The 23,310-nt window shown below is 44.2% G+C and carries 23 protein-coding genes and 1 pseudogene; 15 read left to right on the forward strand and 9 right to left on the reverse strand.

What is annotated here, in order from left to right; genetic code table 11:
* Positions 1 to 81 precede the first annotated feature (81 nt).
* Together DW205_RS06720 and DW205_RS06725 are read left to right on the forward strand one after the other, a co-directional pair.
* Positions 82 to 3,321 (forward strand): hypothetical protein, encoded by a 3,240-nt coding sequence (locus DW205_RS06720; RefSeq protein WP_005864415.1) that lies wholly within the window; start codon positions 82 to 84, stop codon positions 3,319 to 3,321.
* 3 nt (positions 3,322 to 3,324) lie between these two features.
* Positions 3,325 to 3,585 carry a GNAT family N-acetyltransferase gene (locus tag DW205_RS06725; protein WP_005864416.1) on the forward strand — a complete coding sequence of 87 codons (261 nt, stop codon included), beginning with the start codon at positions 3,325 to 3,327 and terminating at the stop codon, positions 3,583 to 3,585.
* On the opposite strand, the gene DW205_RS06730 is transcribed toward DW205_RS06725, so the two are convergent.
* Complete coding sequence (locus tag DW205_RS06730; protein WP_005864417.1) at positions 3,582 to 4,232, reverse strand: pentapeptide repeat-containing protein; 651 nt, start codon at positions 4,230 to 4,232, stop codon at positions 3,582 to 3,584. The genes DW205_RS06725 and DW205_RS06730 overlap by 4 nt on opposite strands.
* 147 nt (positions 4,233 to 4,379) lie before the next feature.
* Between DW205_RS06730 and DW205_RS06735 the strand changes: the two genes are divergently transcribed.
* The gene (locus DW205_RS06735) at positions 4,380 to 5,237 is read left to right on the forward strand and encodes a GyrI-like domain-containing protein (RefSeq protein WP_005864418.1); all 858 of its coding nucleotides are present in this window, start codon (positions 4,380 to 4,382) and stop codon (positions 5,235 to 5,237) included.
* 116 nt (positions 5,238 to 5,353) lie between these two features.
* Here DW205_RS06735 and DW205_RS22475 read toward each other — a convergent pair whose 3' ends face one another.
* The 5 genes and pseudogenes from DW205_RS22475 to DW205_RS06755 form a co-directional block, all read right to left on the reverse strand.
* Positions 5,354 to 5,770, reverse strand: a complete 417-nt coding sequence (locus DW205_RS22475) for a pyridoxamine 5'-phosphate oxidase family protein (protein WP_227154481.1) — start codon at positions 5,768 to 5,770, stop codon at positions 5,354 to 5,356.
* Between the two features lie 15 nt (positions 5,771 to 5,785).
* Positions 5,786 to 6,223: pseudogene (locus tag DW205_RS22480) on the reverse strand (GyrI-like domain-containing protein); the annotation flags it as partial.
* Positions 6,224 to 6,333: 110 nt separating this feature from the next.
* Positions 6,334 to 7,143, reverse strand: a complete 810-nt coding sequence (locus DW205_RS06745) for a helix-turn-helix domain-containing protein (RefSeq protein WP_005864420.1) — start codon at positions 7,141 to 7,143, stop codon at positions 6,334 to 6,336.
* Between the two features lie 36 nt (positions 7,144 to 7,179).
* Positions 7,180 to 8,271, reverse strand: coding sequence for a peptide-methionine (R)-S-oxide reductase MsrB (msrB, locus tag DW205_RS06750; protein ID WP_005864421.1), 1,092 nt, complete (start codon positions 8,269 to 8,271; stop codon positions 7,180 to 7,182).
* Positions 8,272 to 8,364: 93 nt separating this feature from the next.
* A complete protein-coding gene (locus DW205_RS06755) occupies positions 8,365 to 9,363 on the reverse strand; it encodes an aldo/keto reductase (protein WP_005864422.1) in 999 nt (332 codons plus the stop codon).
* A gap of 180 nt (positions 9,364 to 9,543) precedes the next feature.
* Here DW205_RS06755 and DW205_RS06760 point away from each other — a divergent pair, with 180 nt between their 5' ends.
* The 5 genes from DW205_RS06760 to DW205_RS06780 all read left to right on the forward strand — a co-directional run bounded on the left by DW205_RS06760 (position 9,544) and on the right by DW205_RS06780 (position 14,291).
* Positions 9,544 to 10,578, forward strand: coding sequence for an alpha/beta hydrolase (locus DW205_RS06760; protein ID WP_005864424.1), 1,035 nt, complete (start codon positions 9,544 to 9,546; stop codon positions 10,576 to 10,578).
* A gap of 36 nt (positions 10,579 to 10,614) precedes the next feature.
* A complete protein-coding gene (locus DW205_RS06765) occupies positions 10,615 to 11,424 on the forward strand; it encodes an AraC family transcriptional regulator (protein WP_005864426.1) in 810 nt (269 codons plus the stop codon).
* Between the two features lie 180 nt (positions 11,425 to 11,604).
* Entirely contained in the window at positions 11,605 to 12,057 is a 453-nt protein-coding gene (locus DW205_RS06770) for a nuclear transport factor 2 family protein (protein WP_034527285.1), read from the forward strand.
* Between the two features lie 12 nt (positions 12,058 to 12,069).
* The gene (locus DW205_RS06775; RefSeq protein WP_005864431.1) at positions 12,070 to 13,221 is read left to right on the forward strand and encodes a carboxymuconolactone decarboxylase family protein; all 1,152 of its coding nucleotides are present in this window, start codon (positions 12,070 to 12,072) and stop codon (positions 13,219 to 13,221) included.
* Between the two features lie 11 nt (positions 13,222 to 13,232).
* A complete protein-coding gene (locus DW205_RS06780) occupies positions 13,233 to 14,291 on the forward strand; it encodes an alpha/beta fold hydrolase (RefSeq protein WP_005864433.1) in 1,059 nt (352 codons plus the stop codon).
* Between the two features lie 52 nt (positions 14,292 to 14,343).
* Here DW205_RS06780 and DW205_RS06785 read toward each other — a convergent pair whose 3' ends face one another.
* Genes DW205_RS06785 through ung form a run of 3 tightly spaced genes read right to left on the reverse strand, consistent with a single transcriptional unit; the run spans position 14,344 to position 15,880 of the window.
* Entirely contained in the window at positions 14,344 to 14,655 is a 312-nt protein-coding gene (locus DW205_RS06785; RefSeq protein WP_005864435.1) for an MGMT family protein, read from the reverse strand.
* The gene (locus DW205_RS06790) at positions 14,645 to 15,190 is read right to left on the reverse strand and encodes a DUF169 domain-containing protein (protein WP_005864438.1); all 546 of its coding nucleotides are present in this window, start codon (positions 15,188 to 15,190) and stop codon (positions 14,645 to 14,647) included. The genes DW205_RS06785 and DW205_RS06790 overlap by 11 nt, the downstream gene beginning before the upstream one ends.
* Positions 15,191 to 15,217: 27 nt before the next feature.
* Positions 15,218 to 15,880: a uracil-DNA glycosylase gene (ung, locus tag DW205_RS06795; protein ID WP_005864440.1), complete on the reverse strand. Its 663-nt coding sequence runs from the start codon at positions 15,878 to 15,880 to the stop codon at positions 15,218 to 15,220.
* Positions 15,881 to 15,979: 99 nt separating this feature from the next.
* On the opposite strand from ung, the gene DW205_RS06800 reads away from it, so the two are divergent.
* The 7 genes from DW205_RS06800 (at position 15,980) to DW205_RS06840 (ending at position 23,273) form a co-directional block, all read left to right on the forward strand.
* Positions 15,980 to 17,863, forward strand: coding sequence for an ABC-F family ATP-binding cassette domain-containing protein (locus tag DW205_RS06800; RefSeq protein ID WP_005864442.1), 1,884 nt, complete (start codon positions 15,980 to 15,982; stop codon positions 17,861 to 17,863).
* Between the two features lie 13 nt (positions 17,864 to 17,876).
* Positions 17,877 to 19,052, forward strand: a complete 1,176-nt coding sequence (locus DW205_RS06805) for an MFS transporter (protein WP_005864444.1) — start codon at positions 17,877 to 17,879, stop codon at positions 19,050 to 19,052.
* 144 nt (positions 19,053 to 19,196) lie between these two features.
* A complete protein-coding gene (locus DW205_RS06810; RefSeq protein WP_005864445.1) occupies positions 19,197 to 19,580 on the forward strand; it encodes a hypothetical protein in 384 nt (127 codons plus the stop codon).
* 456 nt (positions 19,581 to 20,036) lie between these two features.
* Positions 20,037 to 20,420: a hypothetical protein gene (locus DW205_RS06825; protein WP_005854530.1), complete on the forward strand. Its 384-nt coding sequence runs from the start codon at positions 20,037 to 20,039 to the stop codon at positions 20,418 to 20,420.
* Between the two features lie 74 nt (positions 20,421 to 20,494).
* Positions 20,495 to 20,887, forward strand: a complete 393-nt coding sequence (locus tag DW205_RS06830; RefSeq protein WP_005854532.1) for a hypothetical protein — start codon at positions 20,495 to 20,497, stop codon at positions 20,885 to 20,887.
* 141 nt (positions 20,888 to 21,028) lie between these two features.
* Positions 21,029 to 21,928, forward strand: a complete 900-nt coding sequence (locus DW205_RS06835) for a YitT family protein (protein ID WP_005864449.1) — start codon at positions 21,029 to 21,031, stop codon at positions 21,926 to 21,928.
* Between the two features lie 58 nt (positions 21,929 to 21,986).
* A complete protein-coding gene (locus DW205_RS06840) occupies positions 21,987 to 23,273 on the forward strand; it encodes an MBL fold metallo-hydrolase (protein ID WP_005864451.1) in 1,287 nt (428 codons plus the stop codon).
* The last annotated feature ends 37 nt before the right edge of the window (positions 23,274 to 23,310 follow it).

Genomic DNA, 23,310 nt, shown 5'->3' on the forward strand with positions numbered 1-23,310 from the left:
TTTTATTAGATGAAAGGCAACATAAACGGGTCTATTTTGTTTTTATAAAAAGAAGTTTATATCGCAAAAATCAAGGAAAGGATGAGTTCTAGGATAAGGAAGATATTGAAACATACGGTGATCACTGTTTTATCGCTGGCTGTATTGTTCCTAGTTTTGAATCTTTTCCTGACAGGTCGTTTGGAGCGGTACCTGAAAAGAGAACTGATAGAGCGTACGGCGAATGCTACGGATGGTTTTTATCGCCTTTCTTTCGATAAGCTTTCTATTAGCTTCTTCAAGGGAGAGCTAAGGCTAGAGGGTATTTCATTGGAGCCGGACTCTAAGGTCTTTGAACATTGGGCCGCCTTGGATAGCTTGCCCGATACCTATGTAAGTACCCGGATTGAGGTGATAGATTTTAAGGGAATTAATTTGGTATGGCGATGGAATTACCGGCAACTCCATTTCAATACCTTTGAGATCCGCTCACCGGAGGTTCGTGTATACGGCTCTTCCGGATCAAACCCGTTAGTTTCCGGACTGGCGGCAGATACGGTAGAGCATGCCGAATCGAAGACCTTGTACGAGGTGATCTCTCCATACATAGATGCCCTGAGCGTAAAGACCTTGAACTTGGAAAATGCCAGTATTTCTTATAATGTGGAAAACCAAGTCTCGCCGATTATCTATACGTTGAATAACGTAAGTTTCCATGCGTATGGTTTTATGTTGGATTCTACCTCTTCACGGAGCGGGAAGCTGTTGTATTGCGATAACTTCGATTTTGTCACGAACCAGCCGCAAACCTTGTTGGTAAATAATGATTTTAAGTTGGAGACGGATAGTATATGCCTCAGTACCCAAGATTCCATTATCTATATCCAAAAAATCCAATTGCTTCCGCAAGAATTATTGTGGGGGGAGACCAATCGGAAACCAACGAATTATCTGGAAGGGAAGGTACAAACCGTAGAGATACAAGGGATTCACTTTAGACGGGAAGAAGCCTTGAACTATTTGTCCGCCCGTAATTTTGAGATACAATCTTCGGATATTAAGGTGTATGACTTGACTCGGGAGAAGAAGCAGGCGAATGCCGATGCGGATTCTTTGGTGCAAGCCTTATCGTTATATGATGTGATCTCTCCGGTACTACATAGTATATCCGTGGATCAAATACGAATAGAGCGAACCGCACTTCACTATTCCTTAGCCTTGAAAGGGCAGATAGAGGACTTCTCGATCCCTGAGTTTAATTTCCATGCGGAAGGTCTTCTGATCGACTCCTTGGTAGCTCCGGGCGAGGAACTGAATTATTTTCGTTCCATTGCGTTTGAGGCGAATGATATACAAGGGATCATGAGGGCTCGTAATCATCGGTTCGATATTAAGCGTTTGGCGATGAATACGGCCTTAGGCTCGTTTCATATAGATAGCATGCGACTACGTCCGTTGTCGGTCCGCTCCCGTAATGATTATTTGTCGGGAAGTATCGATACGATCCGGATAGACGGGTTGGCGTACGACAAAGGTGTTAGCGCAGATTTACTGAAGGTTCGGTCGCCTCGCTTGGTTTATTATAAAACGCCTTCTGTTGAATCTCCGGATAAAGGAAAAAGCGCATCTGTAAATAGCCGTGTGGATGTGGAAAGTTTGTTAAATCCTTTCCTTCAGTATCTTTCCATCCGTAAGATCCAGATTCAGAACGCAAATGTGACATTGGAGGATCGTGAGATAAATGACACGACCCGGTACCGACTCAACGGCCTTAATTTCTTTGCTACGAATTTCTTGGTGGATGAGCAAACGAACCGGAGTGGGCAATTGTTTTTCAAGTATGATCATTTTGGTCTTAGTTTCCGGGATTTCGATAACTATTTACCGGGGAAGGATCTGCGTGTGACTATAAGAAAAGGTTCGCTATCCACCGTAAACGGCTCTTTCCGTCTACAGGATGTGACTTTGGCTGCTAAAAAAGACTCGATACGTTTTTCAACCCCATTGATTTCTTTAACGGGAATCCGGATTCCCAAGAATAGCATCTATCAGATCGGGTTTGACCGATTTGATTTATCCGATGGTGATTTTTCTATGTCTTGGGGATCGGATACGACAATATTGCGGACTGAGAGCCAAAAGGATATCCAATTGGCTTTGGAGAATGTGTTTGTGGATTTGAAGAAGAAGACGTTTCAATTAGGTGATCTTCAGCTACAGACGAAGGATATCGATATACCGTTGGATAACGGCTTCTACCGTTTGAAAATCGGGGGGCTGGATTTGAGAGAGTCAGGTTTGAGGTTGGATCACGTACATTTAGTCTCGCCTTATTCTAAAATGGAATTCGCTTATAAACAGCCTAAGCATCAAGATTGGTTTGACGTGAAGGTTGGGAACGTGAGATTGACCGACGTGGATATTCCCGGATATTTCTCAACCAAGGAATTACATGTGGGAGGGCTCTGGATAAACGATGTCTTATTACAAAACTTAAAGAACCGGAAGATCCCGGTGGAGCCTCATATCGTCCCGATGATTTATGAGGGTTTGCAAAAGGCTCCGGTCCGTTTCAAGATAGATACGGCTTCCATTGCCAATTTCTCCGTGGTTTATGAGGAATTGCCCGTTAAAGGTGACAAACCCGGTAAGCTTTATTTTACCGATATGAACGGCCAATTCTCAGGATTGACCAATATCGTTTCCTATCCGGAGCAATTCATCAGATTGCATGCGGACGGGAACCTGATGGGATCGGGGCATTTCACGGCTACATGGCAACTCCCCGTGGATTCATTATATGACCGCTTTCTATTGGATGCCCGTTTGGATAGCCTAGACTTGCTTTCCTTAAATGAGATCATAAAACCTCTGGCGCCGGCGGAAGTAGTGAGCGGTTGGGCACAGGATGTGGTCTTTCATATGGATGCCTCAAGCCGGAAAGGCCGGATACGGTTAGACTTCCCGTACCGGAAATTGAAAGTGGCTTTATTGAAAGAGAAAGACGGAGAGACCACACAAAAAGGTTTCTTGTCGAGATTGGCGAACTTAGTTCTACGGGATAATAATCCGGCTCATCCGGAGCGAAAAGATAGTAAATTGCGTAAGGTCGATATGGAAATTGTGCGAGATCCGTATCATTCCACGTTTAACTATCTATGGCAGATGCTAAGACCAGCCTTGGTGGAATCAGTTGGAGTCTCGAAAAAAGAACAGGATGCGGCCTTGAAAGTGGCAGGTTTCTTCACGAAGGTAAAGCGCTTTTTCGGTCTCGATAAAAAGAAGGATAAGCGGGAGGAGATTGATACAAATAATAAGGAAATAGAACCTTTAAAAGAATAAATAATGGAATATACAGTAAATCACTATCCGGAGAAACATCGTTTCGAGGTAGTAGAAGACGGCTTGACAGCCTATGTGGAATATCGTTTAAGAGGAGATGCCTTGGACATTATCCATACCATTGTCCCAAAAAACTTGGAAGGGCGTGGGATTGCGGCGACTCTTGTTGAAACAGCTTATAAATACGCAAAGGAACAGGGGTTGCGCCCTTTGGCTACCTGTTCCTATGCGGTTGTGTGGTTAAAACGCCATCCGGAGTTTTAATCCTTGATCGTAATACCTAACATTCTAGCGATGTCCAGTGCTTGTAAGGAGGTTACGGTAGCACCTTTCAACTCTCCTCCGGGAATCGAGCCAATACGTATACCGGCGATCTCGGAGGAAGTAAGATCGATCCCTTTCAAAGAGGTCCGGTGAAACTCGGCCTCTACTAAATTACAATGTTCGAATTCTACGTTCGTAAATTGGCAATTGTCCAATCCGCCTCCTCGTAAAAAGCATTGATTAAAAGATACGTTCCGGAGTTTGCTCATGGAGAAGATTACATAATCTCCTTTGCAATCCCGGATGGTAGTATGATTAAAGATCGATTCGGAGAAATTCGTTCCGGTAAGTTTACATCCAATGAACTCTACCCGGTAAAAGCCACATCCGGATAAATTTATATTTGATAGATCACAGTTCTTAAATACCACATCGCTAAACTGAGATTTACGATAATTGCAAGCAATGAAACCACAATTGGTGAATAAGCAGGAATTAACGGATAGGTTCTGTTTAGATACGTCCTCGACGCATAATCCATTGAAAGAACATTCCGCAAAATCATCCTCTTGTCTGGATATACAATCCATCCAGTCCACATCCTCCCGTAAGTTTTTTACCAATCTAGGCGCTGTTATTTTCAACATGTTATTGTTTCCTATTTTAATTTAGATGGTAAAGATAACGGATTTGGGCTAAATAAACGATATCTTTACTTTATAGTTCATTTTAGCAATATCGGAAAAGTGTGTTCGGGATAATTCTTCTACTTTTGCCTTGAAATCCTAAGAATCATGCGAATAAAGACAACGACAAAGACAGAGTATCAACAACGTATCAATGTATTGGTTGAATACATAAATAATCACTTAGGCGAGGATATCGATCTAAATAAGCTGGCGGAGATATCCGGATTCTCTCGTTGGCATTTTCATCGGATCTTTGCGGAGTTCTTAGGGGAACCGGTTGGTACGTTTATCGTTAGGATGCGGGTTGAGACGGCCGCTCGGCTTTTGCGTTACACGGAAATACCTGTCAAGGAGATCGCCTATAAGGTAGGATATGACGTACCCTCTTCTTTGTCTAAGGTTTTTCGCCAGTTTTATGGGATTTCTCCAAATGAATATAGAAACAATAAAGATTATGTAATTATGGAACCGAATAGAATAATGCCCGATATGGAATTGAAGGTCGAGGTAAAAGATTTACCCGGCAAACAAGTAGCCTACATTCGTCTAAACGGAGGGTATAAAGAAATCGATTATCTGGGAACTTGGATGCGCTTGCTCCAATTCGCCAAGGAGCAAAACATCCAGCCATTGAGTTTTTCACCGATCTGCTTGTACCATGATGATCCGAAAGTGACCTCACCGGATAAGCTGCGTACCGATATTTGTATGGAAGTCGCTCCTTCGGTTTGCCCTAAAGGGGAGATTGGTACGAAAAAGGTATTGGAAGGGCGTTTTATGGTCGCTCTTTATAAGGGAACTTATCAGCAATTAGGGGCTGTGTATGATACGCTTTACGGCAAATATCTCCCCGAGATGGGTCTTTCCTTACGAGAAGTGCCTAGCGGCGAGATCTACTTGAATGATCCTCGTAATACGAAGCCGGAGGATTTATTGACTCAGATTTATGTGGCGGTAGAATAATAAGAGCTAGAGAGGTTTCTGAAGTGAATAAATGAATTAATCTTGATTGCCGTCTTCTATAATTAGCGGCAATCAAGATTTTTAATATTTTAGATGCGATAGTATGATGTGATAACTTATATACTTGCTTTTACAAATTCATTATCGATCCAATAAGTCGCTTCTTCGGAAGTGAATTTCAATATACAATAGCTCGGATCTATTACTCCTCCAGGGAAATGAGCGAACATCCAGTCAGACCAAAGGGCTTTCTTGATTTCCATATCGGAAACGATCTCGACCTTACCCGTTAACACGATACTGTCTCCTCCTTTCATAAAGCAAACTCCGGCTTTCGGGTTGAGTTGGAATTGTATTGTCTTATCAGAGAACGTGCCTGTAGAGAACCATATTTGGGAAATACCATCCGCTTTTATTTTTCCCATAGGAACCGGACGGGGATAACCCTCTTCCGTAACAGACGCGAGCATAGCGGTATCACATTCCGTTAATATGGAAATTGCTTTTTCCTCGATTAGCTTGAGGTCTATCATCTGGACGGGTATACATAAATCGATCATACATTTATCTTGTGGATGTTGATCGAGGGGGATGCTTTGATAGATCTCGAATGATTTGCCCGCACAAGGTTTGCATTGGTGTTTGGATGTAAGCGTGTACATCAAGCTCCATGCGGCGGGTATTTCATCCGTTCCTATCTCAAAATGCCCGATCGCATAAAGTCCTCCGGATAATAATCCTTTTGAGATCTCACTTTCTCCCTCTACCTCTTGAGGCACTGTTAAACCGATATCCACACTTAACTCCTTTCCTTCGTGTTGGTAAACTGATATCAGTTTATTTGCCGGACCGTTTATAAGTCCTTTTGGCCCGGCCCATTGCATAAGCTTTCTGATAGAGCTTGGGATCAAGCTTATATCTCCTTGATGATGAAGATACACGATGTGTGTAGCTTGTAGTTCTTTTAGTTCAAAAGTGTAATTCATAAGATTCTTATTTGTAAAAGTTCAATAGTGCAAACATACGGAATGACTATTCTTTCTGGTTGTAAAAAAACGACTTTTTATGTGATAGATTCTTGCGATTTTATTTTTAATCAAATATAAGTAAGCGGTTCATCCGCAGGATTTGGTAAAGTCAGGAAGTAAGAGGGAACGTCTCCCGCTAAACGCTTGAATTCTTTGATAAAGTGGGAATGGTCATAGTAGCCGCAATCTAAGGCGATGCTGCTTAAGTCCGTGTGTGGGGCGTTCCTCAGTACTTCTATGGCATATTGGAATTTTATGATCCGGCTGAATTCTTTGGGGGTATATCCGGTGGCATCCTTGAACTTACGTTGGAAATGTCGCTGGCAGATGCAAATCTTGTCGATCAAGTTTTGTACGGGTAGCTGTCCGTAGGACTGTTTTATAAATGAGGTGGCGTATATAATTTGTCTGTCTACTTGAATGGATTGGGTGAGAAGGCGTATAAGATAGCCTTCGATAATGCGGATACGGACGGAATCGTCCGGTTGTTCGCAAAGCATCTCGGCAAAGGAATTATCGAATAAAAGGTTAATATCTGAAGACTGGATGCGAAGATCGGCAAACTGTCCCAAAGGCTCATTCGTGAAAGCTGCCAGCCCACAGGGTTGGAAACGAACTCCTAGCATATGTAGGGAATCTGTCGTAGCGGTAAGATTGGAATAAGACCTCATGGGACCGACAAAAAAGGAACGATAAGGCTGCATGATCATTTGATGCTCATCCGCGGGAATTGTCATATTCCCGATGGAAAAGATGAAATCCGTGCAGCCGTCCGCTAAAATCTTAAAGCGTGTTCCTATTTCCGCATAACCTTTAAACACCCAAAACTTATCGATGAAGGGTGCTAAAAGGGCGCATGGGGTAAATTCTCGATACATACGATTTTATTCAAATAGTAGATCCTATGATTTGTTTTATTTCTTTTCCAAAAGATACATATAATCGCCATAACCTTCTTCTTTCATTTTTGCTTTGGGAATAAATCTCAGGGATGCGCTGTTGATGCAGTATCGTAATCCGCCCTTATCTGTCGGACCATCATTAAATACGTGTCCCAGATGTGCGTCTCCTGTTTTACTGCGCACCTCTATCCGTTTCATGCCATGAGAATTATCGGTATTTTCCATAACAAGGTCTTTATCTATCGGTTTTGAGAAGCTAGGCCACCCACAACCGGAGTCGAACTTATCTGTCGATATGAACAAAGGCTCTCCTGTGGTGATATCTACGTAAATACCTTCACGCTTTTCGTTCCAATATTCATTTTTAAATGCTCTTTCCGTGGCATTTTCTTGTGTTACCGCATATTGCTCGGCCGTCAGTTTGGAGCGTAGTGTCGTATCATCCTGTTTCTGGAATTTCTTTTCAGAAAGGGGCTTGCCGGTCGTTTTCTCCTTATTTGCTTTACGTGCGAAATCGAATAGTTCCGGACTTATATGGCAATAACCGTCCGGATGTTTGCCTAAGTAATCTTGATGATATTCTTCTGCCGGATAGAAATTAACTAATGGCTCCACCTCGACAACGATGGGCTTGGAGTACTTTTTAGCCAATGTCTCTATAGCCTCTTTGATGATAGGCAGATCGGCGGCGTTGGTGTAATAAATGCCGGTACGGTATTGTGATCCTCTGTCATTACCTTGCCGATTGAGACTTGTAGGGTCTATGGTCTTGAAGTATAGTTCTAACAATAGTTTTAAATCGGCTTGTTGAGGATCGTAGCTTACTTCTACTGTCTCGGCAAATCCGGTATTGTCGTTACATACCTGTTCGTAGGTTGGATTTTTGATGCTTGTTTTACCGTTGGCATAACCCACTTGGGTACTAGTAACACCATTGATTTGTTTCATGAAATGTTCTGTTCCCCAGAAACATCCTCCGGCAAAAAAGATTTTACTTTGTGCATTCATTTTAGTTGTTTTAGATAGTTGATCACTCATTTTTGTTTGTGCGATTACTAAACCGCTTGCCAATAGCAAAACGATAGTCAAAATTACATGTTTCATCTTATATATATATTATTATATAACCAAAATATTAAGAAAATGGTTTCAACTAAAAGTCGTATGCCTTCATGCGGAGGATTATATGCTTGGCTATTATTTGATTTTTGTCCCACCGAATACCTCGCTCATATCCATATGGTCAAGAGCCGTGTCTATCTGATTGATCTCGGCGGGATTTATCTTTATATCCACAGCTCCCGCATTCTCTTTTAGCCGGCAGAGATGACGAGTTCCGGGAATAGGAACGATCCACGGCTTTTTTTGTAGCATCCAAGCTAGGGATATTTGTGCGGGAGTAGCATGATGCTCATCGGCCAGATGGTTTATGAGATCTAGAAGAGGCTTGTTCTTCTCGAAACTTTCTTTTTTGAATTGCGGCATAGTTGCCCGGTAATCATTTTGAGGGTTGAATACGCTTTTGACATCATAGCAAGCGGAAAGTAAACCGTTTGCCAATGGCGAGAAAGCAACGAAGCCAATGCCTAATTCCTCTAGAGAGGGGAAAAGGTTTTCATGCCAACGTGCCATCATGGAATAACGATTTTGTATGGCGGTTATAGGACAGACCTTATGCGCACGGCGAATATAGTCCTCGCCCGCCTCTGATATACCCCAATGCAATACTTTGCCTTCCTTGATCAAGTAGGCCATCGTGTCAGCTACCTCTTCCGGTTCTACTTGGGGATCTATGCGATGCTGATAGTAAAGGTCAAGATGGTCTGTCTTAAGTCTGGCTAAAGAACCTTCCACGGCTAAACGAATCGACTTCGGTTTAGAATTCGGGATAAGGGGATAAGGGCCACATTCGCTAGACTTATCAAAAGTGAGTCCAAACTTAGTAGCGATCACGATTTTATCACGAAATGGCTTTAAGGCATCGCCTAAAAGCTCCTCATTGTCATGAGGATTCGTGTTTGTACCATATACTTCGGCCGTATCGAAGAAGGTATATCCCATATCAACGGCGAGGGCAAATAATTCCGTCATCTCTTTTCTGTCGGCAGGTGCGCCATAAGCATGGCTCATACCCATGCAACCCAATCCTATAGCTGAGACCCTAAGTCCGCTTAATCCCAAAACTCTGTATTCCATATTTATTTATATTTTATCTGAGCGCAAAGTTGGGAAGAAGTATCTCCACCGGTGTAACAACAATTGCGGATATAAATACAATTATTTCGGTTTTCTGTAAAAATGGTGATACAATCCGTAATCTGTATTCATTCTGTATGATTGGGTAAATGTATCTTAGCGGTCAAAAAATAACAGAATATGAAGAGTAAAATTATTGTAGTTTTATTAATTATGAACATGGTAATAAGTGCTTCCGCACAAAATCAGAATCAGTATGGATTGGTATATCGCGATGCGATAAGTGAAAATGTGGTTGGAAAAGTAACTATACATCCTGTCTCGTATGAGGTTGGAGGTATAGGGGTAGTGGCGAATGTCTATACTCCTGCGAATTATGATTCCTCAAAAGAGTATGTAGCTATTGTTGTTGCTCATCCTAATGGGGGCGTGAAAGAACAAGTTGCGGGTCTCTATGCGCAACGGCTGGCAGAGCTTGGATATATAACTATCGCTGCCGATGCGCGTTATCAAGGAGCAAGTGGTGGTGAGCCTCGGAATACAGATCGTCCGGCCAACCGGATAGAAGATATTCATGGTATGGTGGATTTCATATCTCAATATCCGGGTGTAGATGCCAGTCGTATAGGTGCGCTTGGTATTTGTGGCGGTGGAGGTTACACGCTTGGGGCTGCACAGGGTGATAAACGGATAAAGGCGGTCGCTACACTCAGCATGTTTAATTCGGGGCGTGTACGTCGTAATGGTTTTCAGGATTCCCAGATAAATACCATACAACAACGTTTAACCCAAGCGGCTGAGGCTAGAAATGAAGAGGCCAAAGGCAAAGTTCTATACACGGGTGAGATGAATATCTCCGATGAGGAGGCGGCGAAACTACCGTTTGCCCTATATCGTGATGGTTATGAGTATTACTTTAAAACCCATGCTCATCCGAATTCGACATTTCGCTATACCATGAGCAGTTTATTGGATCTTATGACTTGGGATGCTACGGATCATATCGACTTGATCGACCAGCCTTTGCTATTGATCGCCGGAAGTGATGCCGATACAAAATATATGTCTGACGAAGCTTTTGAAAAGGCTACCGGAACAAAAGATAAAGAGATGTATCTTATTCCAGGAGCGGAGCATATCAAAACTTATTTTGTCCCGGAATATGTGAATCTAGCGGTAAATAAAATGAAAGATTTCTTCGGGATGAAATTGTAATTTGATTAAATTTGTACGATCTAAAATGGGGGTATCATGAAATATGACAAAGATGGTGTTATTATCTCTGATAGTCTGAATGGGCTTGGGACAGATATTTATAAAGAGTATCTGTCTCATGCCTTGTGTTTGGGTGGAGCATGTAAATTCGAGTTCAATGGAAATCCATTCGAGTTACATGAAGGGGATTGTATGATTGTGCGTAAAGGAAAACTGGTTGAGAAGATCACCCCATCTGCGGATTTTAAGGTTAAAGTCATTTATGTCACTCCCCAATTCATTGAGCTTTGTACTCCCCAGAGTAATTATGGAATGAAAGGCCAGTTATCTTTGTTCCTGAATCCTGTGATGCGTCTGGATCGCGAGCAACAGGATATCTGTAAGAAAGATTTCGAGAATATAGAGTATAGGTTTAACAATGAAAACCATAATTTTTATCGTGACATAATGATTAATGTGATCCAGACAATGATTCTGGATTTCTTCGATTTTCACTCACATATTTATGGGGAGGAGAAGATCTCGGCCCAATATGCCTCCATTATGAGTAAGTTCCTGCAAATGCTGGAAGATGGGGTTTATCGCCAGCATAGAGACGTTACATACTATGCCTCGGAATTATGCGTGACGCCGAAGTATTTATCGGAAGTGACGAAAAAGGTGAGTGGCTATGCGGCAAATTATTGGATTAACCGTTATACGATATTGGATATATCACGGCTTTTGCGTGATAAGTCATTATCTTTCGTTTATATTTCCGATTTGTTTGGTTTCTCTTCTCCCTCTTATTTCAGCCGTTATGTGCAGCATAATTTAGGTATAAAGTCCTCAGATTATAGGGAGTGACCTTGTAAGCTAGCTTCACTCCTTTCCTTTTCGGTAAAATTTGTAGTTGACACCGACTTTTTTGTATTGTCTCAAAACTCCTTTGGTCGTAACTTCGCAACGAAGAATAGGTATAAATAGATGATGGAAAACTATTTATATATAATGTATAATCAAATTAATAAAGCCATGCAAAAAATTATGAGATCATTATTTATCGCGACATTGTTGTTGGTATCGATGGGAATGGGTGCCTATGCGCAGGAAACAAAAAAGACATTTACTCCGGAACAGCAGGAGATGATAGATTTGTCTAATGCGAAATGGAAATGGATGTCAGAAAAAGATGTGGATAAGCTCGACGCCCTCTTCCACGAGAACTCTATGTTTGTACATATGGGTGGTTCGTGGGGTAAGCAGCCGGAGCTTGATGTGATCCGTACGGGAAACATACATTACAAGCATGCGGAGATACATGATGTAGATGTTAAATTCGCCGGTTGCGCCGGAATCGTATATAGCCGTATTCATCTTAATTCGGTAGTTGGTGGTAGGGAGGTCAGGTTCCCTTTCATCGTGACTGAGACGTACGTGAAGGAAGACGGACAATGGAAACTTGCTACCTTAGCATTTACTCGTACGGTAGGAGAATAATGATAAATACATATGAATATGAGACAGAACTTTCTAATCCGGCTTTTCTGCCTATGTTTGTTCCCGGTTTTCACCATGGCGCAAAATACGGATAATTTCAGACAACCGTACCCCTTGGGTACTAAGTTGCCGGAAGCGTCCGCGAAGAACTTCATTGGTCAGGCGTATATCGCTCCGATTACGGTTAATAGGGAGCTGAATGTCCCAATGTCTAATGTCACTTTTGAGCCTCGTTGCCGGAATAACTGGCATTATCATAAAGGGGGGCAGATACTTGTCGCGTCAGCAGGCATAGGCTACTATCAGGAAAAGGGGAAACCGGCCAGAAGATTGTATCCGGGGGATATCGTGGAAATTGCGCCTGACGTGATTCACTGGCATGGGGCGGCTCCGGATAGCTGGTTTGCTCACGTTGCCGTAAGTTGCAATCCTCAAACGAATGAGGCGGTGTGGCTCAGTCCGGTGGGAGAGAAGGAATATCAAGAAGCGACAAGCCAAGCGGAGAATGTGTATGCCGAAGCAAACCGGGTATTGGAAGCCAGGGAACAAGCCATTGTCTCTATCGCGGCGTACACGGGCAAGGGAGACTTGGCGCATCTGAGACAGGCGCTTGTGAAGGGACTTGAATCCGGTATGACCGTTAATGAAGTAAACGAAGTATTAATACATGCCTATGCTTATTGTGGATTTCCTCGCAGCTTAAGAGCCATACAGACATTTATGCAAGTCATTGAAGAGAGAAAAAGCATGGGAATTAAAGATGTAGAGGGTCGTGAAGCCTCTGCTATCGAGGACGGTGGGAGTCGATATGAGCGGGGACGGGATATTCTGGCGGAAATATCGGGTACGTCTGCTTCTGTCCCTAAAGCCGGATATGCGGTATTTGCCCCGACGATCGAACGTTTCCTCAAGGAACATCTGTTCGCGGACCTTTTTGAGCGCGACTTATTGACATATAGGGAGCGTGAATTGGCGACCGTGTCTGTATTGGCAGGCGTTGGCGGTGTTGAACCTATGGCTTACGGCCATATGTCAATTTGCTTGCATCTGGGTATTACGCCAGAGCAACTTACGGCTTTGCTAAATATCGTAGAGATAAACCTAGGGAAAAAGAGTTCAGATCCATTACGTGATGTGCTCGGACAATTAACGGATAAAAAATGAATCAGAAGAATATGAAGAAGATTTTATTATTAGCATTATTAATACCCGTGTTTGGAATGGCAGATGCCCAGGATTTAGTGATCGCTAAACAAGGGCATTTCTCAGTAGGAGGACAAACCATACAGCGTCCGGGTACGTATGACAACAGTAAGTTTGTCGGTTGGGCTACCCAAGTCGAGACCGGGCAGAGCTATCGTGCGGATCATGCTTTCGTGGATTTCCAAGTTCCGGCCCATGCGAAAAAATTGCCTTTGGTTTATGTTCATGGTTATGGTGGCTCTGGGGTATGTTGGCAAATGACACCCGATGGGCGGGATGGTTTCGCTACTCTCATGTTACGCCGGGGATATAGCAGTTACGTGATGGATCTTCCCGGTCGTGGCCGTGCCGGAAGGACATCTGCTACGACTACGGTCAAGCCGCTGGCCGATGAGATGTTCTGGTTTGACATCTGGCGTATCGGGATTTGGCCGGAATATAACAAAGGTGTGCAGTTTCCGTCTGATTCAGCCTATCTATCGCAGTTTTTCCGGGAGATGACGCCCGATATCAGTGATCACAAACAAGATGTACCGGCAATCAATGCCTTGACGGAAAAAATAGGGGACAATATCCTTGTAACACATTCGGCGGGAGGTTTCCCGGGATGGATGGCCGCTATACAAAATCCGAATGTCAAGGCTGTCGTTTCATATGAGCCGGGTGGCTATGTGTTTCCCGAGGGGGAGGTGCCCGATCCGATCGCCGGACTTACCGGTGGGGCGACTGGAGTAGCTATTCCTATGGAACAGTTCTTGCGACTTACCCGGATTCCAATCGTAATGTATTTCGGTGATTATATTCCGGAGACTCCATCAGAGAATCTTGGTGGCGAGAATTGGCGTGTACGTCTGCAAATGGGACGTAAATTCGTGGAGGCCATAAATAGGCATGGGGGAAACGCAACCTTAGTTGAGTTGCCCAAGATCGGTATTTATGGTAATACCCATTTCTTGATGCAGGATTTGAATAATGGCCAACTAGCGGATCTGCTGGGCGAATGGTTGGAAAAGAATGATCTTGGCAAATAGCATTGGGAATGGTTCTTTTAAGAACTTGCTGATTTTACATTTTGTTATCGGATTAGATAATCGGTAATATATCCTCCCAAATATGTTTCTTCAAGTCAACGCAGCCATTCTTCTTGAAGGTAATGCCTTCTTTCTCCAATAATCCCCGTTGTTCCGCCCAGTTGGGAGCTAATCTGCCTTGGCTGTTTACCACCCGGTGGCAAGGCAGGTTCAGTTCTTTCGGGACGTTGAACATTGCCTGCCCTACCATACGGGAACATTGTGGCCTTCGGGCGAGCTTGGCTAGCTGCCCGTAGGTAACCACACATCCTTCTGGTATCTCTCTGACGATGTTATAAACTTCCGTATAAAAATCAGCCTTCATTGATTCTGGTTTTTATTTTCGCCCATGCGTGTGTATCGTATAGGGAGGAGTTACGCATTGTCTGATACATCGTCTTGAAACGTGACATCGGGATCGTGAGACTTAATAAGTTGCTTTCCACATATGGTCGGACCGAGGGATCGAAGAAACCAAGGAACGTGCGGTGACCTCCTTGTCTATTTTCGTTGACAGTGAGCGTGATGGTGGAGCTGCAACCGGAACCAAATGGTGTGGAGACGGCATCCGGATTATTGTTGTCGAAAAAGGTCCAAGTAATTAACCCTGACAAGATATCCGGAGTTGCGAGGAACAAAAGCCCCTCTACCTTTTCAAACGAGGTTAATCGATCGATCCTTGCGAAATGGAGGTATCTGATAATCTCGCCTTGCCTGATAGCGGGAAGGGCCTTGAATAAACAGCCTTGTGTCTGCTTTAATTCTCCAAGCAGAGAATCGGAATACCAGAAAGCGATCGGCAATTCCGCCTTTAGAGAAAATGCCTCGTAATAATTGTTGATGAAAGTTTGAATATCCATATGCGATTGATTTAGGTTGATTTATTCTTACCAATCGATTTCCGGGATGCCTTTACCCCGTAAGAAATCATTAGCCTTACTGAAATGCTTACAACCGAAGAAACCATATTCGGCGGAGCGGGGAGATGGATGTACGGTCGTTAGGACCAAATGCTGGCTCGTATCGATAAGGGAAATCTTGGCTTTTGCGTAACTACCCCATAACATGAATACTAGATTTTCCCGTTCGTCGCTTAATTTCTTGATAACGGCGTCCGTGAATGTTTCCCATCCCCTGTTCCGGTGCGAACCTGTTTGGTGGGCACGGACCGTGAGGACGGAATTCATCGGAAATACGCCTTGGCTTACCCAACGATCCAAATTCCCGGAGGAAGGGATCGGTTTCCCAAGATCATCGTAGATCTCTTTGAATATATTCATCAAGGAGCTGGGAATCGCCACGCCATCGGGTACCGAGAAGCAGACCCCGTAGTATTGCCCCGGATTTGGATAGGGGTCTTGTCCCAAGATAACGACTTTTACCTTCTCAAACGGGCATGCGTTAAATATATGGAATATCTGGGACCCGGGAGGAAGTACGTGCGCTTGCTTATATTCGTTTTTGACAAATGTCACCAATTGCTCGAAATAAGGCTTGTCAAATTCTTCTTGCAGACGTTTTCTCCAACTTTCATCTATTCTAACATTCATGGTGTTTTTCTTATTCTTCCACCAAAGGTACGGAGAAAAGCTTAAAATTCGAGGATTTTGTGTAAGTTTGCCTTCCGATTTGAATTTAAATAAGAAAACATGATAAGTTACCTTCAGATAGATAAGCTGACCAAGAGCTTCGGTGATTTGGTTCTTTTCGAGGATATAACGTTCGGAGTCGCACAAGGACAGAAGATCGGGTTGATCGCTAAAAACGGGACGGGTAAGACTACCTTGTTGAATATTATCGGTGGTAAGGAGGATTACGACTCGGGTGAGGTGGTTTTCCGGAAAGACCTGCGGGTCGGGTATTTGGAGCAATCACCTTCTTATCCGGAAGAACTGACCGTGCTACAGGCTTGCTTCCACTCGAAGAACGAGACTGTCCGGTTGATCGCTGAGTACGAGGAGGCGATGGCGAAAGAGGATCATTCGAATCTGGAGGACATCCTTACCCGTATGGATAGCTTCAAGGCGTGGGATTATGAGCAAAAGGCGAAACAAATCCTCGGGCAGTTGAAGATTCATAACTTCAATCAGAAGATCGGGGAATTGTCCGGAGGACAGTTGAAACGGGTAGCCTTGGCGAATGTCTTGATCACGGACCCTGAATTGATTATCTTGGATGAGCCGACGAACCATTTGGATCTGGAGATGACCGAATGGCTGGAAGATTATCTGAGCCGGGCCAATATCAGTATCTTGATGGTGACGCACGACCGTTACTTCTTGGATCGTGTTTGTAGTGAGATCATCGAGATCGATAATAAGCAAATCTATTCGTATAAAGGTAATTATAGTTATTATCTGGAGAAACGCCAAGAGCGTGTCGAGGCGATGAACGCCGACGTGGAGCGCGCGAAGAATCTTCTCCGTACGGAACTGGATTGGATGCGCCGCCAGCCGCAGGCACGGGGCACGAAAGCGAAGTACCGTATCGATGCCTTTTATGAGCTGGAAAAGAAAGCGAAGCAACAACGGGATACCGGAAAGGTGAACTTGGACGTGAAGGCTTCTTACATTGGTTCGAAGATTTTCGAGGCGGTGAATGTAAGCAAACGTTTCGGTGATTTGAAGATTACGGAGGATTTCAACTATATTTTTGCCCGTTACGAGAAGATGGGTATTGTCGGGAATAACGGTACGGGCAAATCTACCTTTATCAAGATGCTGATGGGGGAGGTGGCTCCCGATAGCGGCCATTTCGATGTCGGCGAGACCGTTCGTTTCGGTTATTACAGTCAAGATGGCTTGAAGTTCGATGAGCAAATGAAAGTGATCGACGTGGTGCAGGCGATCGCCGAATACGTGGATTTGGGTAACGGACAGAAGATGGGTGTCTCCCAGTTCCTGAACTATTTCCTGTTCACGCCGGAGAAACAGCATAGTTACGTTTATAAATTGAGCGGTGGGGAGAAACGTCGCCTGTATTTATGTACGGTATTGATGCGTAGCCCGAACTTCTTGGTGCTCGATGAGCCGACCAATGATCTGGATATCGTGACCTTGAACGTATTGGAGGAATACCTTCGTAACTTCAAGGGGTGCGCTATCGTCGTTTCCCACGACCGTTACTTTATGGATAAGGTGGTAGATCACCTGCTGGTTTTCCGGGGTAACGCCGATATCAAGGATTTTCCCGGCAACTATACGCAGTATCGGGATTGGAAAGACGTGCAAGACCAACTGGAAAAAGAGGCGGAGGCTGCTTTGCAAGCGAGACAAAACCCGGCTCCGGAGAAACCGTCTCGTCCTGTCAATGAGCAAAAGAAAAAACTCACTTTCAAGGAGCGGAAAGAGTTCGAGGCCCTAGAGGAGGAGATACCGGCTTTAGAGGCGGAGAAGGCGGAGTTGGAGACCGCTATGAGCAGTGGTACTTTGTCTACGGACGAGCTTATGGCTAAATCTCAACGGATCACCCAAGTCATGGAAGAGATCGACGAGAAAACGATGCGCTGGCTGGAGTTGAGCGAGCTGGCATAAGTAATAAAGAGGAATGAGCGAGACTAAACCTGTACTTTGGAACCGGAATTTCGTCCAATGTTGTATCTCTTACTTCTTGATGAATTTCGCCTTTTATATGTTGATGCCTACTATGCCGGTCTATCTGGTAGAGGAATTGGGCATCAGCACGTCTGAGGTGGGGATGGTCTTGTCTAGCTATACGATCGGCTTGCTGTGCGTGCGCCCGTTCTCGGGATATCTGGTAGATTGTTTCTCCCGCAAACCGTTATATGTATTCGCCTTCACGATATTCGCCTGTCTGTTCGCCGGTTATTGGTTTGCGATGACGGTCTATACGATCATGGCGGTTCGTTTCATCCAAGGCGGGTTCATGGGACTGACCTCTGTTTCCGGCAATACGATTACGATAGACGTAATCCCTTCCAAGCGAAGGGGAGAAGGCATGGGCTTTTACGGATTGACGATCAATCTCGCCATGTCTTTGGCTCCTTTGGTGGCGGTCGGGCTGTACGATCGGCATGGTTTCTTCTGGATCATAGGGGTCGCTTTGGTGATCGCATTGGTCGGGATCGGCTCCGTCGGGCTGATCCGTTATCCGAAACGGGAGAAAGTGCCTCGTCCGGCCTTCTCGTTGGATCGTTTTATCTTGGTAAAAGCGCTTCCTGCGGCCTTGGCCTATTTGCTGGTCGCTATACCTTATGGGATGTTGCTCTCGTTCGTGGTATTATATGGTAAAGAGATCGAGGTGCCGAACCCAGGCTATTTCTTTATATGTATGGCGATCGGTGTAGGGACGGCCCGTTTGATTTCCGGACGGTTGGTGGACCATGGCAAGATCCATGTCGTGTCCATCGTATCCTTGGTCTCTTTGGCGATCTCGTTTTCCGTGTTCGCTACCGTACATACATCGTTTGTCTTTTTCGCTTGCGCCTTGGCGATCGGTATCGGTTTTGGCGTGAGCGTACCGGCTTTTCAATGTCTTTTCGTGAATGTCGCTCCGCACCATATGCGCGGTACGGCCACTTCTACCTACTTGACCTCTTTCGATTTCGGGATGGGGATCGGGATGTTATCCGCCGGCTTTATCGCTACCCGTGCCAATCTGGCTACCGCCTACGGAGTCGGGGCAGTTTGTTGCCTTCTTTCCTTATTCGTCTATATCCGCTTGGTAAAAGCCTCGTACGAGAGGAATAAGCTGATTTCTTGATCCGCTTGATTCCCGGTTTCGTCTAAACCTACGGCGTACTTCGTCGATTCTTCCTTTTCTAGCGGGAAACCTCACCCTATATTTGTATCAAAGATCACAGAGAAATAGGTTTTTAAGGTTTAACAAATGAAAGGAATAGGTAGTATGAAACGTTTAGTAATGGCTATGTCAGCCTTGTTGGTAAGTGTGACAATGAGTTTCGCGCAGGAATCGAGCTTACATAAAGAACCGTTTGTAGTCAATGTGGGCCAATTGGTAAGCTATCTGGAATTACGTCCCAGCCAGATTAATGAGGTAGCGATGATCAACGATTTTTTTAGGGAAAAGCAAAGCGAGGGCTTGAGGGGAAGCCATAAAATGCGGGATAAACGGATGCGGCAAGCCGTATTTGGCAACTTAAAGTTGATGAAAAAGGCGTTAAGCACCGATCAATATAGGAAATACGTGGCTTTGATCAACGTAACGAACAATAATAACCGGATGACGAGCGGGCCTTCCTTCCCCGATGTTTATCTAGCCGATAAATAAGTAAAGGATAGATGTAAAGTATCAAGCTATTGCATAAAAAGTATCTTGTGACTGTATCTATTCTATAAACCACGTCGTGGTCTGTATAGATCATGTCGTGGTTTTTATAGACCACGCTGTGGTTTGTATAATCCACGACGGAGATTATAGAATAGATATGGTATCGTATAAGAATACAGCTAGGCTTGTATAAGAATATATCTAGGCTTTTGTTTGTTTATAAACGGTGTCTATGATGAAATAGATAGTGTTTATTGTAATATATATTACAAAATGATTGCTATATGCCTTGATATATATCAATAACGTCAATTGTTTGCAAAAATTAACCGTATTGAATAACAATGTTATAAAACATACTGTTATATTTGCAGTAACAAAAAGAGAAAGATAGAAGATGCGGAAACGCCGCATTTATTAGTTAAGGTCTTAGTTTAGGTTTAAATTTTAGGTATTATGAGACGTTTAGGTATGATGGTAGTCGCTTTAATGATGGTAGCGACAATGAGCTTCGCTCAAAAGGTTAGTGATTCAAAGAGTATGAGTTTCGATAAGCTAAGCAGATATTTGCAGCTTGACGCAAACCAGATCGCTGAGGTGTCAGAGATTAATACTTACTTCGAGAATCAATTAGGTCAACCCCTGTCTGCGGAAGCGCTTTGCAATAACGCAAGACCGGAAGAAACTCGCAACGCATTGTTGTGTAATTTGAAACTGATGAAACGTGCATTGACTAAAGATCAATATCGTAAATATGTAGCGTTGATTAATGTGACTCGCGCTAATCAGGAAGATAAGGTTTCTAATCCGCTTTTGGACAGTTATTTGGCTGAGAAGTAATTAAGCCAATGTGATTGGGCTATGTGTTTTTAAGGTTTTTGTTTAGGTTTAACAATTTAAGGTTTTTAGGTATTATGAAACGTTTTGGAATGGCAGTCGCAGCCTTATTGATGTGTGCGACAATGAGCTTCGCTCAGAAACCGAGTTTGAGTAGAGAACCGTTTGTGGTAAGTACAGAGAAGTTAGCGAACTATTTGCAATTGACTCCGAGCCAGTTGGACGAGGTAGCTAACATCAACGAATATTTCATCGAGATGCAGAACGCGAGCGTAAAAGCTAGCGCTAAATTGCAGGATAAGAAAATGTATCAAGCGGTTTACGGTAACTTGAAGTTGATGAAGAAGGCTTTGAGCCCGGATCAATATCGTAAGTATGTTACTTTATTGAACATCACGAACAATAACAACCGTACGCTGGGTGTTAATACGTTCCCGGAAGTGTACTTAGCGGATAACGCAAGTAAGTAATTTATACTATATAAGAGTGTGTCCCCCACTATTTCCTGTCAAAAGGTAAATAGTGGGGATACTTTTTTTTGAGGCTTGTGTATAAATCGAAGAAGATTGTGTAAGTTTGCGGCGTTTTACAAATAACGCTTAATTCGAGTCATGACAACACAACAACTTTTAGTCCCTTCTAATGCTACTTTGAAGAGAAATGTAATGGACTACTCCTTAATCGTGGTAGGTTCATTTTTGCAGGCACTTAGTTACGTGCTTTTCCTAGCGCCTTACAAAATCGTACCGGGAGGTGTGTACGGTATCTCTATCGTAATCCACTATGTGACGAAAGATTTGTTCCCGTTCTTTCCGGATGGTTTGCCGATGGGTGCGACGGCGCTTTGCTTCAATATCCCGTTGATGATTCTGGCGATGAAAAAGATCGGATTGTCTTCCGGCCCGAAGACGATCGTTACTTTCTTGCTGATCTCTATATTTACCGACTCATTATCTTATTTCCTTACCGATCCATTGGTGGAGAACGATGCCTTTATCGCCGCCTTTTACGGTGGAGCTATTTTAGGCTTGGGCGTTACCTGTATTTTCCGGGCGCAAAGTACGAGTGCCGGTACGGATGTATTGGCACGTGTGATCGCTAATGACTCCAACTTGAAGGTTAGCAATATGATCATCGTATTGGATTCCGCGGTCGTATTGTTGGGCTTGATCGTGTTTAAGGATTGGGCGGTACCTTTGTATTCTTGGTTTACTATTTTCGTATATGGAAAGATCGTGGAGATGTTCCAGACGGAGAACCCGAACCGTGCTGTCTTTATCGTTTCCCGGAAGACAAAGGAGATGCGTGACTTGATCGTAGATAAGATGGGTATGCGGGGCACATTTATCCATGGTAAAGGTATGTACGAGGGACATGAGACCGAGATTATCTTTACGATTGCCGAGCGTAAGGACATGCCCCGCTTGAAAGATGAGGTAAAAGAGATCGATCCGAATGCCTTTGTTTCTACGATGCACGCCAGCAAGGATTCGCCTCGGCCGGGTATTTAAGAGAATTAAGATTTATTCCGTATATTTGTGGGTAGGCTAATATTAATATCGGTTTAGAATGATGGATAGAAGAGGTTTTTTGAAGAATGCTACGCTTGTGAGCGCTGCTTGTTTGATGGATTTCAGGGAGGCTTTGGCATTGGGCGCTAAGGATGCTGAAGTAGGAAAAGCATGGAAAGGATGGAAAAAAGGGCAGTTCCAGATTCATCTGATTTATACCGGGGTGTCGGAATCGATGTTCTTGATTTTCCCCGACGGTACAACGATGCTACTTGATTGCGGCGATCATAATGCTATTGGGCGTGGTAAATTGGCTGTGCCGGTGCTTCCTAATCCCGATCGGCATGCCGGGGAGTGGATCTCTCGTTATGTCTTGAGAGTGAACCCCCAGAAGGATTATGTGGATTACATGATGTTGACGCACTATCACTCAGATCATGGTGGCAACAATAAATTCTACGCTCGTAAGGAGACGAGAGACGGTAAGGATTACTACCTGAGCGGATTCTCTCAGGCTGCCGAGTACCTTACGTTTGGCAAGGCTTTTGACCGTTGCTGGCCCGACTACAACGATCCTCTTCCCTTGACCCAGGAGGCAGCCGATGCTTTTGAGCACATGAAGGATTTTTACGACTATATGTTGGCTCATAAGAAGATGGAGATTGAGAAGTTCCGTCTTGGCGAAACCAATCAGATCGCCATGAGGAAAGACGCTGCGGCCTATCCGGGATTCTCGGTAAGAAATATCTGTGCCAACGGCCGCATTGCCGATAAGGAGGGGAATATACGTGACCTCTATGCGGAGCGCAAGAAATCCAATCCGGTTAAGTTCAGTGAAAACGGGATGAGCCTGGGTGTGATCTTTACCTACGGTGATTTTAAGTTTTATACGGCGGGAGACTTCTCGGATGGCTGGAATTTACCCAATGGGGAACGGTTCGAGATAGAGGATGCGATAGCCGACGTGGTTGAGCCGGTGAGTGTGGCGAAAATCAATCACCACGGACACAAGTCAATGACTGATAAGCTCGTGGCTGCGTTGCGTCCGCGTGTAGTTGTCAACAACGTGTGGGATCAGCTTCATACGCTGCCTTCGGTCATGGAACGTTTCTATAACCGGAATCTTTATCCCGGCGAGCGCATCGTGTGTCCTACCGTGTTCCCTGCGGAGCGTCGTGCCGAGGATGCCGGACAGCCGTGGCTTGATATACTTAACCCCTCGTCGTTTGATGCCGGTCATGTAATTGTCAATGTCGAGGAGGGAGGCAAGGACTATTCGGTTACTTACCTCACTGCCGATGATGAGTCGATGACTGTAAAGAGCGTGATGCGGTTCAAGTCATAAACGACTTGAATTTGGTGTTAATTGTCAACTAAAATCA

Origin of the sequence: Parabacteroides sp. AM17-47, assembly GCF_003434625.1 — a bacterium.
Taxonomy (GTDB): Bacteria; Bacteroidota; Bacteroidia; order Bacteroidales; family Tannerellaceae; genus Parabacteroides; species Parabacteroides distasonis.

Coding starts and splice junctions, on each gene's coding strand:
- DW205_RS06720 (WP_005864415.1), top strand. CDS start 82: ATGAGTTCTAGGATAAGGAAGATATTGAAACATACGGTGATCACTGTT.
- DW205_RS06725 (WP_005864416.1), top strand. CDS start 3,325: ATGGAATATACAGTAAATCACTATCCGGAGAAACATCGTTTCGAGGTA.
- DW205_RS06730 (WP_005864417.1), bottom strand. CDS start 4,232: ATGTTGAAAATAACAGCGCCTAGATTGGTAAAAAACTTACGGGAGGAT.
- DW205_RS06735 (WP_005864418.1), top strand. CDS start 4,380: ATGCGAATAAAGACAACGACAAAGACAGAGTATCAACAACGTATCAAT.
- DW205_RS22475 (WP_227154481.1), bottom strand. CDS start 5,770: ATGATAGACCTCAAGCTAATCGAGGAAAAAGCAATTTCCATATTAACG.
- DW205_RS06745 (WP_005864420.1), bottom strand. CDS start 7,143: ATGTATCGAGAATTTACCCCATGCGCCCTTTTAGCACCCTTCATCGAT.
- msrB (WP_005864421.1), bottom strand. CDS start 8,271: ATGAAACATGTAATTTTGACTATCGTTTTGCTATTGGCAAGCGGTTTA.
- DW205_RS06755 (WP_005864422.1), bottom strand. CDS start 9,363: ATGGAATACAGAGTTTTGGGATTAAGCGGACTTAGGGTCTCAGCTATA.
- DW205_RS06760 (WP_005864424.1), top strand. CDS start 9,544: ATGAAGAGTAAAATTATTGTAGTTTTATTAATTATGAACATGGTAATA.
- DW205_RS06765 (WP_005864426.1), top strand. CDS start 10,615: ATGAAATATGACAAAGATGGTGTTATTATCTCTGATAGTCTGAATGGG.
- DW205_RS06770 (WP_034527285.1), top strand. CDS start 11,605: ATGAGATCATTATTTATCGCGACATTGTTGTTGGTATCGATGGGAATG.
- DW205_RS06775 (WP_005864431.1), top strand. CDS start 12,070: ATGAATATGAGACAGAACTTTCTAATCCGGCTTTTCTGCCTATGTTTG.
- DW205_RS06780 (WP_005864433.1), top strand. CDS start 13,233: ATGAAGAAGATTTTATTATTAGCATTATTAATACCCGTGTTTGGAATG.
- DW205_RS06785 (WP_005864435.1), bottom strand. CDS start 14,655: ATGAAGGCTGATTTTTATACGGAAGTTTATAACATCGTCAGAGAGATA.
- DW205_RS06790 (WP_005864438.1), bottom strand. CDS start 15,190: ATGGATATTCAAACTTTCATCAACAATTATTACGAGGCATTTTCTCTA.
- ung (WP_005864440.1), bottom strand. CDS start 15,880: ATGAATGTTAGAATAGATGAAAGTTGGAGAAAACGTCTGCAAGAAGAA.
- DW205_RS06800 (WP_005864442.1), top strand. CDS start 15,980: ATGATAAGTTACCTTCAGATAGATAAGCTGACCAAGAGCTTCGGTGAT.
- DW205_RS06805 (WP_005864444.1), top strand. CDS start 17,877: ATGAGCGAGACTAAACCTGTACTTTGGAACCGGAATTTCGTCCAATGT.
- DW205_RS06810 (WP_005864445.1), top strand. CDS start 19,197: ATGAAACGTTTAGTAATGGCTATGTCAGCCTTGTTGGTAAGTGTGACA.
- DW205_RS06825 (WP_005854530.1), top strand. CDS start 20,037: ATGAGACGTTTAGGTATGATGGTAGTCGCTTTAATGATGGTAGCGACA.
- DW205_RS06830 (WP_005854532.1), top strand. CDS start 20,495: ATGAAACGTTTTGGAATGGCAGTCGCAGCCTTATTGATGTGTGCGACA.
- DW205_RS06835 (WP_005864449.1), top strand. CDS start 21,029: ATGACAACACAACAACTTTTAGTCCCTTCTAATGCTACTTTGAAGAGA.
- DW205_RS06840 (WP_005864451.1), top strand. CDS start 21,987: ATGATGGATAGAAGAGGTTTTTTGAAGAATGCTACGCTTGTGAGCGCT.